This window comes from Thalassobacillus devorans, assembly GCF_011761345.1.
Lineage (GTDB): Bacteria > Bacillota > Bacilli > Bacillales > Halobacillaceae > Thalassobacillus > Thalassobacillus devorans.
Genome location: NZ_JAASRY010000012.1, coordinates 16,522 through 31,401, shown reverse-complemented (window position 1 = coordinate 31,401; position 14,880 = coordinate 16,522). Strand labels below are relative to the sequence as shown.

Sequence of the window (14,880 nt, the reverse complement as noted above, 5' to 3'; positions counted from 1 at the left end):
GGTCGCCATGGCCCACAACTTCCTGAAACAGGCGGAGTTGATCCGGCTGTTTCGGGGAGGAAATAAGCTCACAATGAAAAAACCACGAAGAAAAATCAATTTCTTCGTGGTTTTTTCATTTTAAAGAGGACTTTTGGGACAGCCCCTTTTTGGTTTAATGATCCCCTCATAAGGGTATCAGACTTATAACTGTTTGTTATTAGTAAGATTTAGCCCCTAGATAACGTGACTTCCAGTAGGAAATATTCATATCAGAGATGGTTACACCGCTGCTTCCAGAATGGATGAATTGTCCATTTCCAAGGTAGATTCCTGCATGGGAAGGACCAGCTTTATAAGTTTCAAAGAATACTAGGTCGCCTGCAGAAGGACTGTTTACAGATTTACCAACACTATGGATTTGAGCTACTGTTCTTGGCAGGTTAGTGCCATTTTTAGCAAATACATAGTTCAAATACCCACTGCAGTCGAAGCCGCTTGGAGAAGTGCCTCCCCATACGTATGGTGTACCAATATATTGCTTAGCAGTAGAAATCAAACCCGAAGTGTTTGAGCTAGTGCTTGTTTGTGTTGTACTGCTGCTTGAACTGCTGGTAGACGTTTGAGTCGGTGTTGAGCTTGATCCATTGATGCTTAATTTTTGACCGACATGGATGATTGTGCTGTTCAAGTTGTTCCACTTCATGATGTCACGGTAGCTGACGCCATATTGAGAAGCGATCTTTGATAGATAGTCACCAGATTTAACCGTGTAAGTTGAACTGCTGCTGGATGTGTTGGAAGATGAAGAATCCGTGCTGGTAGATTGGCTGGATGATGTTCCTTCAAGCTTCAATGTTTGTCCAACATAGATAATATGGCTGGAAATGTTGTTCCACTTCATAATATCTCTGTAATTAACCCCGAACTGTGCCCCAATTTTAGAAAGCGTATCTCCAGATTTGACCGTATATGTAGTCGCATTAGAAGATGAGCTGCTTGAACTGCTTGTGCTGGAACTCTCAGAAACTTGCAATGTTTGTCCCGGGTGAATGATATCGGAAGAAAGTCCGTTCAATTGTTTAATTTTATATATAGAAACACCATATTGTTGTGAAAACTTCCATAATGAATCTCCAGATTGAACTGTCACACTTTCTGCACCAGCGACTCCTGCGCCGATTGTAAGTGCACCCACAAAGCTAGTAGTAACGATTGCCTTCTTAATCAAGTTGTTTTTCATTTGTACCTCCAAAAGGTTAGTTAGTTTCTAGCAATTTTTGCTAAACTTATAGTACCATAAACTTCCTCAATTAGAACATTACAGTATAATTACAATATGATTACAAAGGTCATAAATGAAATGTGAAGTGGGTATATTATAATTTGGGATTATTGTTTATTACATAATTAGCAAGGCGCCACGAGCTGTCATAGCTCGTGGCGCCTTGTATTTGTTTTTGACAAAGTTCTTTATTATGAGTCATTCCCTGCACCTTTATTAGAACAAGAATAACTGTCGGAGCGTATATTGTCCAAATCGTTGGCAAGTTTTGAAAAGGGAGTAAAAGGTAATCATATAATCAGAAAGCCAGTAAACTGATTTTAGAGAAACGAGGGTAAACCTATGCCTGGATATAATAAAGCCTTATTTCTATATAACGGTAACGCCGGAAATGCCGATATTGAACAGAAATTATCACAAACATTACCTGTACTTGCAAAAGATATAAAAGAATTGACAGTCTTAGGGACATACTCGATTGAAGAAGCACAAGAAGCCTGTCAAAAGCACGGGGAAAAGATAGATCTGCTGTTGATTTTAGGAGGAGATGGAACGGTGCATGCTTGTATCAATACCATCTCCAAATTAAACAGACGCCCGGTGATTGGAATTCTGCCTGGGGGCACAAGCAATGATTTCAGCAGAACATTAGAGATTCCACAAAATTTGAATCAGGCAGCGGAAGCTTTAATGAATGGAAGGGAACAACCGGTGGATGTAGGAAAGCTGGAAGAATGCTATTTCCTCAACTTCTGGGGGATAGGGCTAGTGACGGAAACATCTTTTAATATTGATAAAGACCAAAAAAGCCGGCTGGGTGTATTAAGCTACTTCATCAGTGCTTTGAAGACAATCAATCAGGCCGACCCATTTACATTCCGGCTGACAATTGATGGGGAAGTAATAGAAGATGAAGCCATCATGGTATTAGTGATGAACGGAAAGTTTTTAGGTACGAGACAGATCCCAATCGAATCGATAGATGCAGGGGATGGTTTGTTTGATGTCCTGGTCATCAAGAATTCAAACCTGACATTATTCAAAGAATTGATGAATATTGACCAGCCTTGGGCTGAAACGGAAAGTTTTCAAGAGTTATCGTATACAAAAGGAGAAAAGATAGAAATAACCACCTCCCCGCCACAGCAAGTGGATATGGATGGAGAAATCAATGACGAGACTCCGTCTACGATTGAAGTGATTCCTAACCATCTCACATTTTTACATGCATAAATGAGAACCGCACGATTGTTTCGTGCGGTTTTTTAGCTAGGAAATTATAAAATTTTCTTTTGTGGATGGATAACTTTAGATGATGGGTGTCATCCAGCTCCGACGCACAGGACGTGCCGTTTTTAGTCGAACGTCATTATTAGCAAGGTTCTTGCGCTTTTGTAATTTAGAAAAAGGTGTTTACTGGTCGATCTGACTCATCTTCCTTATCATCGTCTGCAGCTTTGTTGATGGCGTCGGCTGTCTTATCCACGGTGTTCATAGCAGCACTTTCGACAGCTTCTGTCGCTCCCTGAACTGCATCAAATGCGGCATCAGCGCCATCCTTGATCGTTTTAGCTGTTCTCGTGACATTCTGTTGTACCTGATTTCTCTTCTTGGCCATATTTATCCACCTCCTGACATAAGATTAGTTTGTATTTCATCAGAATGGTTATGCGTATTTGGAAAAATAAAGCACGTAATGGGAAGGATTTTCTTAACTTATGAGGAAACAGAAGTAGAAAGATAAAGGAGGTAATAAAATATTCATGAGTGAAAGTGGCTTCGGAGCGAAAATCCATGCGGTGTTCGTACATACACAGGATTTAAAGAAATCAGCAGCCTGGTACAGTGACCTGTTGGGACTTCCGTTCTATGAAGAAGAGGTAGAGTCTCCGGTTTACAATATGCCGGTTACTGGGGAAACTTATATGACGCTGGATGATCATGCATTTGATCCGGATTATCACTTTGAACCAGTACGCACCCCTGTATTCAACTTTTGTTCAGCAGACATTGCAAAAAGCTACCAGTGGGTGAAAGAAAAAGGTATAATGATTGTGCGTGACATAGAGGAGCACGGGGATTTCGGCTGGTTCCATATCGAAGATCCTGATAAAAATGTGGTTATGATCTGTGGCACCGTTCAACCATAAAGTTAAAGAAGTGAAGGAAATAGACAAATAAGAGGAGCTCTCTTGATGAGAACTCCTCTTATTTATGTGAGACGGCAATTCCAAGGGGGTAGTGAACTGTATCACGTGGAGGCTCAATTAAAACCCCTTTTTGGCAAAAGAATTCTTTCGACCTATAATCAGTAAATAAGTCCTGGAATTCTTCTGTGGTCAATTGATGGATATGGAAGGGAGAACTGCTTGGCTTACCTCTTCCCTGACCGAAAGGGGTGGAAACCACCAAAGTTCCGCCTTCCTTCAGCAAGTTATAGTAATTAGCTAACAGCTGTTCCTCATTCTTGATATGCTCATATGTTTCAAAGCTTAAGATTGTATCAAATGTTCCTAGTTTTTCGGGAAGTTCCGAATCGACAGCATCCATAACCTGATACTTCGTCTTGGGGTGATAATAAGTTGCTTTCGCATAATCGATGATATCCGGATCAATATCCACACCGATCACTTCATCGACTTCCTTTTTTCGTTCTTTTGCTACCATGTGTGTGCCGTAACCTGCTCCGCAAGATATATCCAATACCCTGCCTCTTGCATATGGCATGGCAAACTGATAACGTGCCATGTGTTCGAGCAGCATACGGTTAGATGGTTTCATATACTCTGGAATCACACGTTCGCCAGTATCTTCAACCACTTTCTTTTCACCGCTTTCTAGAAATGTAAGAATGAGAGATTGCTCTCTTAGAATTATGCCATAAAAGGCATGTCTTAACCAATACACCGTCGATTTGACAGGCATTCGTACGGGATTTATAATTATTTTAAATTCGAGATATTAACGAAAGGAAGAAACTTTATGGACGAAAAAGCGCAATACCGACAGAAAAAAGAGGATCCTTCCTTAAAACTATTCGTCGTATTATCAAAAGCAGAACGATCTGTAGAAGATCTTGTAAAGAAAGATATCCAGCGTTACGGACTTAACGCTACGGAATTCGGTGTTTTAGAACTATTATATCATCAAGGTGAACAGCCGCTGCAAAAGATCGGAGAAAAGATATTATTGGCCAGTGGAAGTATCACTTATGTTGTGGATAAGTTAGAAAAGAAGGCGTATTTAGAAAGAATTCCGTGTCCAAACGACCGCCGCATCACCTACGCTGCAATTACTCCTAAAGGGGAAGAAATGTTAAATGATATCTTTCCCGATCATTGGAAACAAATTGAGCAAATCACGGATGGATTGACAGAAGAAGAGAAACTACAGGCAATTGAGCTGCTGAAAAAACTTGGGAAGCACGCCGATCAATTGAAGGGCTAGATTCTTTCAGAAAATTAAGATATAATATTAGTAATTCAAAATCCTGAAGGCGAAGGAGGTATGACGATGCTATACACTCAGAAGTGTGTGATTGATCGTGAATTGCTTTACATCAATCGTGCGCTTTTTCATGATTCTGCTGTCCAGGGGACAAGTGTGTCCTTTTTTAGACAGTTGAATAATGAACATGTATAGCGTCCCATATCTGACAGATGAATAGACAAATCTTATCTGAAGAAGTCAGAGGTCTGGAGACCTTTGGCTTTTTTTGTCTTTAGGAGGAAAAAAATGATTATTACACTAAAAGATATCAAGAAAATAGTGGGTGGCAGCATCTTGTTTGAGGAGCTTTCTTTCGAGTTAAATGAATATGAAAAAGTAGGGTTGGTCGGCCGCAATGGCAGTGGAAAATCAACTTTGTTCAAACTGATAACAGCAGAAGAACTAATAGATAGCGGGGATGTATTTATCCGTAAAGGTACGACCATTGGTTATTTGCAACAAATACCTGAGGAATGGCAAGGTTCGGGTAGACAATTTTTAGAATCGAGCTTTGATTATTTATTAGACATTGCCGACGAAATGAAGGCATTAGAAGCGCAAATGCAAAAAGCGGAGGATATGGATCGGGCCTTGGAAAGGTATGGTCGGCTTCAAGAGGAATTCGCCCGTAGAGGCGGTTATGAAATGGAAGCCACGATAAATAAAGTGGCGACTGGATTAGGTGTAGAAATGTTATTGGACCAGACTTTCACACAGTTAAGCGGAGGAGAACAGACTAAGATAGGTCTGGCAAAATTATTAATAACAGCGCCTGATGTACTGCTTTTGGATGAACCGACCAATCATCTTGACCTTCTGGCGATTGAATGGCTGGAAAGTTATTTGAATCAATATGATGGAGCTGTCTGTATAGTTTCCCATGACCGTGAATTTTTAGATCAAACTGTACAGGCAATTGCTGATCTCGAAGCTGGTGAGATTACCAGATATTCAGGAAACTACTCTGCATTTGAGCGGCAAAAAGAAGAGAAACTGCTGGCGGAGTTTCATCAATACCAGGAGCAGCAGAAAAAAATCAAAAAAATGAAGGAAGCCATCAGGAGGTTGAGGCAGTGGGCAAATGAAGCCAACCCTCCGAATCCAAAGCTTTTTAAAAAAGCTAAGAGCATGGAAAAAGCTTTGGAACGAATGGAAAAGAAAGAGAAGCCGCTTATTGACCCTAAAAAGATGAACCTTTCCTTAACAGCAGACGGGCGGAGCGGTACGGATGTTTTCCGGATAGCCAATGTACGTAAAAGCTTTGAAGGGCGAGAAATTCTGAAAGGCGTAGATCTTCATCTACGCTATAAGGACCGACTGGCTATTGTGGGCGCGAATGGCAGTGGCAAATCGACGTTAATTAAACTACTGTTAGGTCTGGATGAAGCTGATAGCGGAGTGATTCAAGGTGGAAGTTCACTGAAGATAGGATATCTGCCGCAACATCCTCTACAAGATGTGCCGCCAGATATGCGAGTGATTGATTATTTCCGAAACGAAGTTATTGTAACCGAAGGGCAGGCCCGACAAATCCTTGCGAAGTTCATGTTTTACGGGTATACCGTCTTTAACAAAGTGAAACAGTTAAGTGGCGGAGAGCGGATGCGACTGAAGCTTGCTGTTTTTATGCACCAGGGTATTAACCTGTTATTGCTGGATGAGCCGACAAACCATTTGGATGTCGATTCTCAAGAAGTGCTGGAAGATGCCTTGATTGAGTTCTCAGGAACGGTACTCGGTGTCTCTCATGACAGATATTTTCTCAACCAATGTTTCTCTGAGACTGCCTATTTACTGGATGGACGCCTACACCGGTATCCAGGTAATTATCAAGAAACACAACAAAAGTGGAAAGAACTGCAATCGTCCAAGGAGGAAGTCTGCGAAAATTCTTCTAACATCAGGCAGATGCAAAGAGAAAAAGTAAAAGATTATGAGCAGCTGATTCTGCTGGAAGAAGCAAATTTGGAGAAGGTGGAACAGCGGATATTAGAAAATCACAAACAGCAGGAAGGAGATAGTCTCAATAAACAAAAAGAGCGGCTGGAAGCAAAAATAACTGTCCTTTATGAGCAATGGATGAATGTTTGAAAAGTGACAGATGTGTGACAAACATCATAGTTAACCTTTCAAAAAGAATTTACTATATAAATAGTGAAATCATTTGAAAGGGAGAGGATAGTGTGGTCGACATGAATTTATCGGCTCTGGTACTATGGATGATTTTTCCTTATATATCTGTGGCAATATTCTTAATGGGGATGATATGGAGGTATGAAGAAGGCGCCAAAAAGGAACAGGTACATCTGATGTATCATACCGCTATGATATCCCTGTTAATCATGAACGCAATTCTTCTGGCCGGCCTTTTTTTCAGCGAAGGTATCCAATGGTTCGGATGGTATCGTGATTTTCTATTGTTTCAGCCTGACGCGAATGCGATTATGCCAGGCACTATGATTTTACGGCTTCAGGTAGCGATGTTTTTCCTATCCCTGGTAATGCTCCCTTTTTCCATCTATATGCCTTCGTTAGCTTCTCCCTTCAAGCAACTTCGAAAGGTAAGGAGAAGGCGGGGAGAGATGGTAACAGAAAAGCGCGTATGGAGAAAGACGACCGACTCTTCTTCCATAAATATATATTAATCCCTAAGAGCAGGCTAATTACCCTGTCGCTCTTAGGGATTTTTTACTTCTCTATCAAAGAAAACAAAAAGTGCATCAGCTATTGTATAGAAGGACGATAGCATTGGCAGTGCGGCTTTAACTCAATGAATCGTTACTTGTTTATCAGGATTCTTACGGTTGGTTTTGTAATAATGAACAAGCTGTTCTTGAATACTGGGAAAGTCAGGGCATCCAAAAGGTGTGTCTGCCAGATCCTTTTCCGCTTGTGAAGCATCATAGTGACTGTCACAAGTGAAATAGTCTAAGGCTTCCCTGGGCATGCCAAGCCACTTGCGAATCAGGGGCAGCTTCAAAGATTTCCCGGCCCAGCCAAGAGGTACAGTAAAGCTTGGTTCCTTGGAAAGGTAAGATTGGGCAAACAGTTTATATATATCTTTGGCAGTCAATGGAGCAGGATCGGTGAGGTGGTATGTTTTACCGCTGCCGACATGGTGATGACTGAGATGAATAGTGGCTTGGACCACATAGTCCCATGGAACGAGATTGACTTCTACTTTACCTGCGCCAAAATAAGGGAGAAGGGGAGCGTAGCTCATATGTGCCAGCATATTAAGAATAAAATAAGGGCCGTCGAATTTGGATGTTGTACCATGTTTGGAATCACCAACTACGATGCCAGGACGAATGATGGTCGTCGGCACGTCCTCTTTGATCTCAAGCACCAATTTTTCTGCTTCATATTTAGTATATTCATAATGGTTTTTAAAGCCGGCATCATGTTCCAGTTCGTTTTCAAAAATCGTGCCAGAACGCTTACCTGAAACATAGGCTGTACTGAAGTAAACGTATCGCTCCAGATTTTTCAACTGCTTTACCCATTCATTAACATGTCTTGTTCCATTGACATTAACCTGCCAGGCAGGGGTTAAAGGAACGGATAAATCATAGATGGCAGCCAGATGAAAGAAATGGGTGATTTCATCCATCCACGTATCTGCAATGGGGTGGTCGATGCCGAGCCCAGGTGTAGTGATATCTCCTTCCATCACCTCCACTTGGTCTTCAGACAGATAGCTCCCTTTTATGATTTCCTTAATTGAATTTTCTGCCTGGCTTTTCGTTTGTTTCAATGTTAACAAATAAATTTTGTCTACGGCGTATCCTTGACGAAGGATTTCTTCTATTAAATGTGAAGCGAGGAAACCTGGAAAGCCTGTGAAAAAGTATGTATTTGCCATTTCAAACGCCACCTTCCTTTTATCTTATTCGTTATAATTCGATGGTTTACCTGGAATTTCCTGTAATTGTTTATAAAAAAATCATCACGGGAATGAAGAAGAGAGAGCGGTTTAAAGGAGGATGATATGGTGCGCGTATTAGTGATTGGAGCCAACGGGAAAGTTGGTAAACTATTGATAAAAAAGTTGAAAGACTCAGAGCATGTGCCTGTAGCAATGGTGAGAGATACGAACCAGGTTCCCCAATTTGAAGAAATGGGTGTAGAAACAGTGTTGGGTGACCTGGAAGGTGACTTCTCCCGAGCCTATTATACAATAGATGCAGTAGTGTTCGCCGCAGGGTCTGGACCAAATACCGGACCGGAAAAAACGGTAGTGATCGACCAGGAAGGAGCTATCAAGTCCGTTGAGCTTGCTAAACGGTTCGGTGTTAAACGTTATGTCATGTTAAGTTCAATGGGAGCAGATACTCCAGGGGAAGGACCAGATGCGATGAAGCATTACTTATATGCTAAACATCGTGCAGATGAGCATTTGAAACAGTCGGGTTTAAATTACACCATTGTACGTCCAGGAGGTTTAACGAACAACCCCGGTACAGGGAAAATCACGTTTGGAGAAAAATTAAATGAGTTCGGCAGTATTTCCAGGGAAGATGTAGCCGAAACATTAGCATACTTGTTAAGTGTTCCACGAGCGGAAAAGGGATCTTTTGAAATTTTAGAAGGAGATACCCAGTTGGAGGAAGTACTGGCATACTAATGAAAAAGCTGTCCTTATAAAGGGGCAGCTTATGTCGGTATGATGACATTCTTTATTTTTTTATTAAAATTTCAAGAAAGAGGTTTAGCCCTTATGAGATCGGGGTAGACATCTTTATATACTACGCACTGAAAGGTATAGTGAGAAGTATTACTCGGATTTATTTAGGGGGCACATCGATGTCGGAACACGAAGTTGTTGTCTATGTCAGCAATAATTGTGCGCATTGTAAAAAAGTAATCGCTAAATTAAAAGAATGGAATGTAGATTTTAAAGAAAAAAATGTATCGGAAAATAAAACTCATTTTAAAGAATTGCAGCAACAAAAAATATATGGAACGCCCGCAACCTTCATTGACGGTAACAAAGTATTAGGCTTCCAACAAGGAAAGCTGCGAAGGTTGCTTGGAATCTATAATGATTTTTCTTTTAATTCTTAATGTGCGGAAATAATATAGCTCTTAAGCACAAGTGATGCGATCACTTGTCTTTTTTTTTACTTTAAGAAGGTTATCTTTATCCAATCACCTTTTTTTCTTAGGCACATAGGCTGTTGTAGAAAGGAAGAGGGTGAGCAACATGTTTTCCTATCAAAAAAGAAATTTTTACCAGGATGATCCATTTTTTCAGGATCCGCAATATCCCTACCATTACCAGCCGATGATGGAAGAGAATTTTTATAATCAACCGCAGAACTGGGAAATGGCTCCGACGCCTGGGAATCCATTTGAACTTTATACGAAACCTATGTTTCCTCAACAGAATAATATGTATAATAATTATGGTCAGCAACCTTTTTTCGCAAATAGTGGCATGAACCCTAAAAATATGGCGGGGTATTTCCAGGATCAAAACGGCCAGCTGGATATGGATAAAATGATGAAAACGGTTGGGCAATTAGCTCAGACGGCCAACCAGTTATCCCCAATTATGAAAGGGATTGGCGGCTTTATTAAAGGAATGCGTTAAAAGCGTGCAGGGCAAGGACTTGGACGCTTGCTTATTTTTTTGTACTTTAAGTAAAGACTAAGGCTTTCGCCATAAAAACTTGGCTGCAAGCCAAGTTTTTCTAATCTACATAGGAGGAACGAACATGATCGGTTGTTTATGCATTCACGGTTATACAGGCGGTCCCTATGAGGTTCAGCCGCTTGTGGACTACTTAGAACAAAGAACGAATTGGATGTTTGAAGTCCCGACTCTTCCTGGTCATGGTAGGAAGCTTGACTTAAAAGGGCGTTACTATCAAGAGTGGATAGCGACAGCCGAACTTGCTTTCCTTAAATTGGCGAAGACTTGTGATGTTGTGTATGTGATCGGATTTTCTATGGGCGGGATGATTGCCGCTTACCTTGCTGGAAAGTACAAAGTGGATCGTCTTGTGTTATTATCGGCAGCAGGAAAATATATCAGTGTGCCTCAAATGTATAAGGATATCACAGATTTTGTGGCAGAGGCCTTGAAAGGTACACTGGCAGATAACGATCTTTTCCTTCATTACCAGGATAAATTGAAACAGACGCCATTTCCTTCTTCCATTGAGTTTGTAAAATTGATCCGATTTACGCGGCCTTTTTTGAAGGAAGTACAGGTACCGGTGCTAATTATACAGGGGCAACAAGATGAAATGGTCCCGGATAAAGCAGCAATTTATCTGGAACAGGAAATTCCTTCAACAGATAAGCAGCTGGTTTTTATGAAGGAGTCTAAGCATTTAATATGCTACGGGAAAGATAAAGAAGAATTATTTGAAACAGTCATGTCATTTTTAACCAGATAATCAAGGGAAAACATGAAGAATCCGGCATGATGGATATCCATCATGCCGGATTCTTTTTGGATTTAATCCCTGAAGAAAGCGATGACGAGACCGCCTTCTCCTGCGTAAGTTGAAATCAAAGGTCCTGTTTCCATAAACAGATTGTCTTTGAAATTATATTTCGATTTGATATCATTTAATACCGTACGTCCTAGCTCTTCGCTATTGCAGTGGGATAGTGAAATGACACGATCTTCAAAGTTATTGGCATATTCACCGATTTGTTCCACAAATCGGCGGAATGCTTTTTTATTTCCGCGGACTTTTTCAATCACTTCGATATCGCCTTTATCATCACTTGCTTTCATCAACAATTTAATGTTCAAAGTTTTGGCAATAGCACCTCGGACTTTGTCTAATCGTCCACCTTTAATTACATTCTCCAGTGTCTGCAAAATGAACAATGTCGTGGTTTTCTCTATCCGTTCTTCCATATGAGAGGAAAGCTGCTTCAAATCATATCCTTCATCTATCTTCCTTCCTGCTTCATGGACGAGGAGCGCCACTCCGGAGGATGCTGTCTTTGTATTCAAAACAATAACCTGTCTGTCTGGTTCTTCTTCTAATAACATATCTTTTCCCATTACCGCACTTTCGTAAGTGCTGCTTAGCCCTTTGGTCAAAGCGAGCACAAGAATCGGTTTATCCGGGTCTATATCTTTGCAAGCCTGATAAAAATCGTAAGGGCTGGGTGCAGACGAGCGCGGCAGCTCATCGGTCTGTTTCAATTTTTCATAAAACAAAGGCAAATCAAGCGTTTCCCCAGTTTTATATTGTTCATCCCCGAAATGCAGGTTCAAAGGGACGATTTTTAGGTTATATTTATTCACTAACTCTTGGGGTACATCTGCTCCTCCGTCTATAATCAGTTGGATAGTCAACATTAACACCTGCTCTCAAATGTTTTTATTTTTCCGTTTCCTGGTTTGCTTTACTTAAACGTGTCAATTTAGGCGCCATTTTTTTAGTTGTGCTGAAAATGAACATCATCAATCCGAATATGACGATAGTACCGCCAAGCCACTGCTCCCATGTAATCATTTCTCCCAGAATGATATAAGCGAGAATGGAAGCACCAAGTGGTTCAAACAGGATACTCATTGAAATGGTAGAGGTGCTGAGCCACCTCAATGCCCAGTTGAACATGGTATGGCCAAAAAAGGTCGGGATAATTGCCAACGCAATGAAAACCCACCAATGATCAGATGGATAACCGGTAAACGGATGTTGCAGAATCAGGTTATAGATGATTAAAACTGCGGATGCCATTGCGTATACGACAAACGTATAGGTCATCAAAGATAACCGCTTTCGCAGGTTTTGACCCAGCAAAAAATATCCCGTCACCATAGCGCCGCCCAGTAATGCAAGAATATCACCAAGCAATGCCATACCACTGATTTGTAAGTCCCCCCAGCCGATGATGACACTTCCGGTAAGGGTAATTACCATACTTAGAAGAGCTCCCGCTGTGAACCGTTCCTGGAAAAAGAGGTAGGTACCAAGGAATGCGAAGATGGGCTGCATGGTGACTAGAACGACTGAACTCGCTACCGATGTATAGTTTAAAGACTCAAACCATAAAATGAAATGGAGGGCGAGAAAGATACCGGCAAAACACGCCAGTATCCAGTCCATCAATGAGATTTTGCTGAATTCATGACGATATTTCCAGAAGATGTATGGCGCCATGATTAAAACCGCGATTAGTAGTCGATAATTAGCAATAATAGAAGCTGGAGCTTCTGCCGCCAACTTTACGAAGATTGCTGCTGTTGAAACGGAGATTACCCCGATGAAGACAGCAATATATGGATTAAATGGAGGCTTATCCATCGGATCCCTCCTTGTTGCATCAGTTTTTTTCCATTTTATCATTCATCTGTTTGAAAAGCATCTGAAAAATAGGTAGAATAAAAATTGGTCGTATGTTATGATGGATGAATCTATCGGACAAGTGGAGCGGCAGCCTCTTCCGTAAGTTGGGGGAAAGGCTTTTTTTACGTGACTTACTATAGAAATTGTATAAAAGATTTTATATCAAAGGAGTATGAAAAGAACGTGACTACATTTTATTCATTAGGTTTAACTAAACCGGTGTTGAAGTCGTTAGATCAAATGGGATTTGAAGAGACAACACCGATACAAGCACAAACAATCCCATTGGCGCTTCAAGGGCGTGACGTTATTGGCCAGGCGCAGACAGGTACAGGGAAAACAGCAGCTTTCGGTATCCCGATGATTGAAAAAATCGATCAGGATCGCAATGATATCCAAGGCCTTGTGGTTGCACCTACTCGTGAACTTGCTATCCAGGTAGCTGAAGAGATCAATCGTCTCGGTAAGTTCAAAGGTGTCCGCGCACTTCCTATTTATGGCGGCCAGCACATGGACCGTCAAATCCGTGCATTAAAAGATCAGAATCAGATCGTGGTAGCGACTCCAGGACGCCTGTTGGATCATATCCGTCGCAGAACCATCAAATTGGCTAATGTGCACACCGCTGTGCTTGACGAAGCGGATGAAATGCTGAACATGGGATTCATCGATGATATCAAAGATATCCTAAAATCTATCCCGGAACAACGCCAGACACTGTTGTTCTCAGCTACTATGCCAAAGGCGATTCGTGACATCGCTTCTACCTTAATGAAGAAGCCGGAAGAGGTTAAGGTTAAAGCGAAAGAAATGACAGTTGAAAACATTGAACAGTACTTTGTAGAACTGCAAGAGCGACAAAAGTTCGACGCGCTCACTCGCTTGTTAGATATACAGGCACCAGCGCTCGCTATTGTCTTCGGTCGTACAAAGCGCCGTGTTGATGAGTTGACAGATGGGTTGCAAACACGTGGTTTCCGTGCGGAAGGAATCCATGGGGATTTGACTCAAGGAAAGCGTATGTCTGTATTGAATAAGTTCAAGCAGGGAAGAGTTGAAATCCTGGTTGCAACAGACGTAGCAGCTCGTGGACTCGATATTTCTGAAGTATCCCACGTATATAACTTTGATATCCCGCAGGATCCGGAAAGTTATGTCCACCGTATCGGTAGAACAGGACGCGCTGGACGCCAAGGAAAAGCAATTTCTTTTATTACGCATCGAGAAAAAGCTCAATTGCATTTGATTGAGAAGTTGACGAAGAAGAAAGTAGAACGTCTGGATGTACCATCAAATGATGAAGCCCAGCGCGGCCAACAGCAGGTAGCTGTGGATAAGCTGCTTAAAACCATGGAAAGCAGCGACCTGAAGGCTTACCATCAGGCAGCGAATGAGTTGCTGCAGCAGCATGATTCTATGGAGCTTGTAGCAGCAGCGCTGAAATTGATGACGAAAGAGCGTCGGGAAACTCCGGTCCGCCTTTCTGGCGTACAGCCGATCAGTGTTAAAAAGGCTCAATATGACAAAGGCAAGAAAAAGCCTTATAAGCGCAATGATAAAAAACGCGATTTCAACCGGAAGAATTCTCGTAATCGTAAATTCAACCAAAAGCGTGGCGGCCGCAGCTAACGTCACCACAAAACTATTGCCATAAAAAACCACCAGTCTTCGTACTGGTGGTTTTTTTATACTTGAAAACTTTCACCCTGCAAAATCGCGTAGCATTACAGTTGTGGTTATTTCTCATTTATAGAAGATTCATGAGCACGATGACAGGGGAAGCGTTCAATGGGTAGAACAGGA

Annotated in this window: 17 protein-coding genes; 11 read left to right on the top strand and 6 right to left on the bottom strand. The window is 41.5% G+C overall.

Annotation, left to right across the window (positions count from 1 at the left end; all coding sequences use genetic code 11):
- Positions 1–199: 199 nt before the first annotated feature.
- Positions 200–1,207 (bottom strand): C40 family peptidase, encoded by a 1,008-nt coding sequence (locus FHS45_RS20065; protein ID WP_062439142.1) that lies wholly within the window; start codon positions 1,205–1,207, stop codon positions 200–202.
- 399 nt (positions 1,208–1,606) lie between these two features.
- Here FHS45_RS20065 and FHS45_RS20060 point away from each other — a divergent pair, with 399 nt between their 5' ends.
- Positions 1,607–2,497 (top strand): diacylglycerol/lipid kinase family protein, encoded by an 891-nt coding sequence (locus FHS45_RS20060; protein ID WP_062439029.1) that lies wholly within the window; start codon positions 1,607–1,609, stop codon positions 2,495–2,497.
- Positions 2,498–2,663: 166 nt separating this feature from the next.
- Here the strand turns inward: FHS45_RS20060 and FHS45_RS20055 are convergent, their stop codons facing one another.
- Positions 2,664–2,882, bottom strand: a complete 219-nt coding sequence (locus FHS45_RS20055) for a hypothetical protein (RefSeq protein ID WP_062439036.1) — start codon at positions 2,880–2,882, stop codon at positions 2,664–2,666.
- A gap of 145 nt (positions 2,883–3,027) precedes the next feature.
- On the opposite strand from FHS45_RS20055, the gene FHS45_RS20050 reads away from it, so the two are divergent.
- A complete protein-coding gene (locus tag FHS45_RS20050) occupies positions 3,028–3,414 on the top strand; it encodes a VOC family protein (protein WP_062439038.1) in 387 nt (128 codons plus the stop codon).
- Between the two features lie 58 nt (positions 3,415–3,472).
- On the opposite strand, the gene FHS45_RS20045 is transcribed toward FHS45_RS20050, so the two are convergent.
- Complete coding sequence (locus FHS45_RS20045; protein WP_062439041.1) at positions 3,473–4,084, bottom strand: class I SAM-dependent methyltransferase; 612 nt, start codon at positions 4,082–4,084, stop codon at positions 3,473–3,475.
- Between the two features lie 162 nt (positions 4,085–4,246).
- Here FHS45_RS20045 and FHS45_RS20040 point away from each other — a divergent pair, with 162 nt between their 5' ends.
- The 4 genes from FHS45_RS20040 to FHS45_RS20030 all read left to right on the top strand — a co-directional run bounded on the left by FHS45_RS20040 (position 4,247) and on the right by FHS45_RS20030 (position 7,398).
- Entirely contained in the window at positions 4,247–4,711 is a 465-nt protein-coding gene (locus FHS45_RS20040) for a MarR family winged helix-turn-helix transcriptional regulator (RefSeq protein ID WP_062439043.1), read from the top strand.
- Positions 4,712–4,777: 66 nt separating this feature from the next.
- Entirely contained in the window at positions 4,778–4,906 is a 129-nt protein-coding gene (locus FHS45_RS20405) for an RAxF-45 family protein (RefSeq protein WP_258953955.1), read from the top strand.
- A 93-nt stretch (positions 4,907–4,999) separates the two neighbouring features.
- Positions 5,000–6,844 (top strand): ribosomal protection-like ABC-F family protein, encoded by a 1,845-nt coding sequence (gene abc-f, locus FHS45_RS20035; RefSeq protein WP_062439046.1) that lies wholly within the window; start codon positions 5,000–5,002, stop codon positions 6,842–6,844.
- A 92-nt stretch (positions 6,845–6,936) separates the two neighbouring features.
- Complete coding sequence (locus FHS45_RS20030; RefSeq protein ID WP_062439048.1) at positions 6,937–7,398, top strand: hypothetical protein; 462 nt, start codon at positions 6,937–6,939, stop codon at positions 7,396–7,398.
- Between the two features lie 122 nt (positions 7,399–7,520).
- Here FHS45_RS20030 and FHS45_RS20025 read toward each other — a convergent pair whose 3' ends face one another.
- The gene (locus tag FHS45_RS20025) at positions 7,521–8,618 is read right to left on the bottom strand and encodes an SDR family oxidoreductase (RefSeq protein WP_062439051.1); all 1,098 of its coding nucleotides are present in this window, start codon (positions 8,616–8,618) and stop codon (positions 7,521–7,523) included.
- A 126-nt stretch (positions 8,619–8,744) separates the two neighbouring features.
- On the opposite strand from FHS45_RS20025, the gene FHS45_RS20020 reads away from it, so the two are divergent.
- The 4 genes from FHS45_RS20020 (at position 8,745) to FHS45_RS20005 (ending at position 11,160) form a co-directional block, all read left to right on the top strand.
- Entirely contained in the window at positions 8,745–9,380 is a 636-nt protein-coding gene (locus FHS45_RS20020; RefSeq protein WP_208416577.1) for an SDR family oxidoreductase, read from the top strand.
- A gap of 179 nt (positions 9,381–9,559) precedes the next feature.
- Positions 9,560–9,820, top strand: coding sequence for a glutaredoxin family protein (locus tag FHS45_RS20015; RefSeq protein WP_062439053.1), 261 nt, complete (start codon positions 9,560–9,562; stop codon positions 9,818–9,820).
- Positions 9,821–9,959: 139 nt separating this feature from the next.
- The gene (locus FHS45_RS20010) at positions 9,960–10,349 is read left to right on the top strand and encodes a YppG family protein (protein ID WP_062439056.1); all 390 of its coding nucleotides are present in this window, start codon (positions 9,960–9,962) and stop codon (positions 10,347–10,349) included.
- Between the two features lie 124 nt (positions 10,350–10,473).
- The gene (locus FHS45_RS20005) at positions 10,474–11,160 is read left to right on the top strand and encodes an alpha/beta hydrolase (RefSeq protein WP_062439058.1); all 687 of its coding nucleotides are present in this window, start codon (positions 10,474–10,476) and stop codon (positions 11,158–11,160) included.
- A 62-nt stretch (positions 11,161–11,222) separates the two neighbouring features.
- Here FHS45_RS20005 and FHS45_RS20000 read toward each other — a convergent pair whose 3' ends face one another.
- Together FHS45_RS20000 and FHS45_RS19995 are read right to left on the bottom strand one after the other, a co-directional pair.
- Positions 11,223–12,080, bottom strand: a complete 858-nt coding sequence (locus FHS45_RS20000; protein WP_062439146.1) for a DegV family protein — start codon at positions 12,078–12,080, stop codon at positions 11,223–11,225.
- A 25-nt stretch (positions 12,081–12,105) separates the two neighbouring features.
- Positions 12,106–13,035 (bottom strand): DMT family transporter, encoded by a 930-nt coding sequence (locus FHS45_RS19995; RefSeq protein WP_062439061.1) that lies wholly within the window; start codon positions 13,033–13,035, stop codon positions 12,106–12,108.
- Between the two features lie 225 nt (positions 13,036–13,260).
- Here FHS45_RS19995 and cshA point away from each other — a divergent pair, with 225 nt between their 5' ends.
- Entirely contained in the window at positions 13,261–14,706 is a 1,446-nt protein-coding gene (cshA, locus tag FHS45_RS19990; RefSeq protein WP_062439063.1) for a degradosome RNA helicase CshA, read from the top strand.
- The last annotated feature ends 174 nt before the right edge of the window (positions 14,707–14,880 follow it).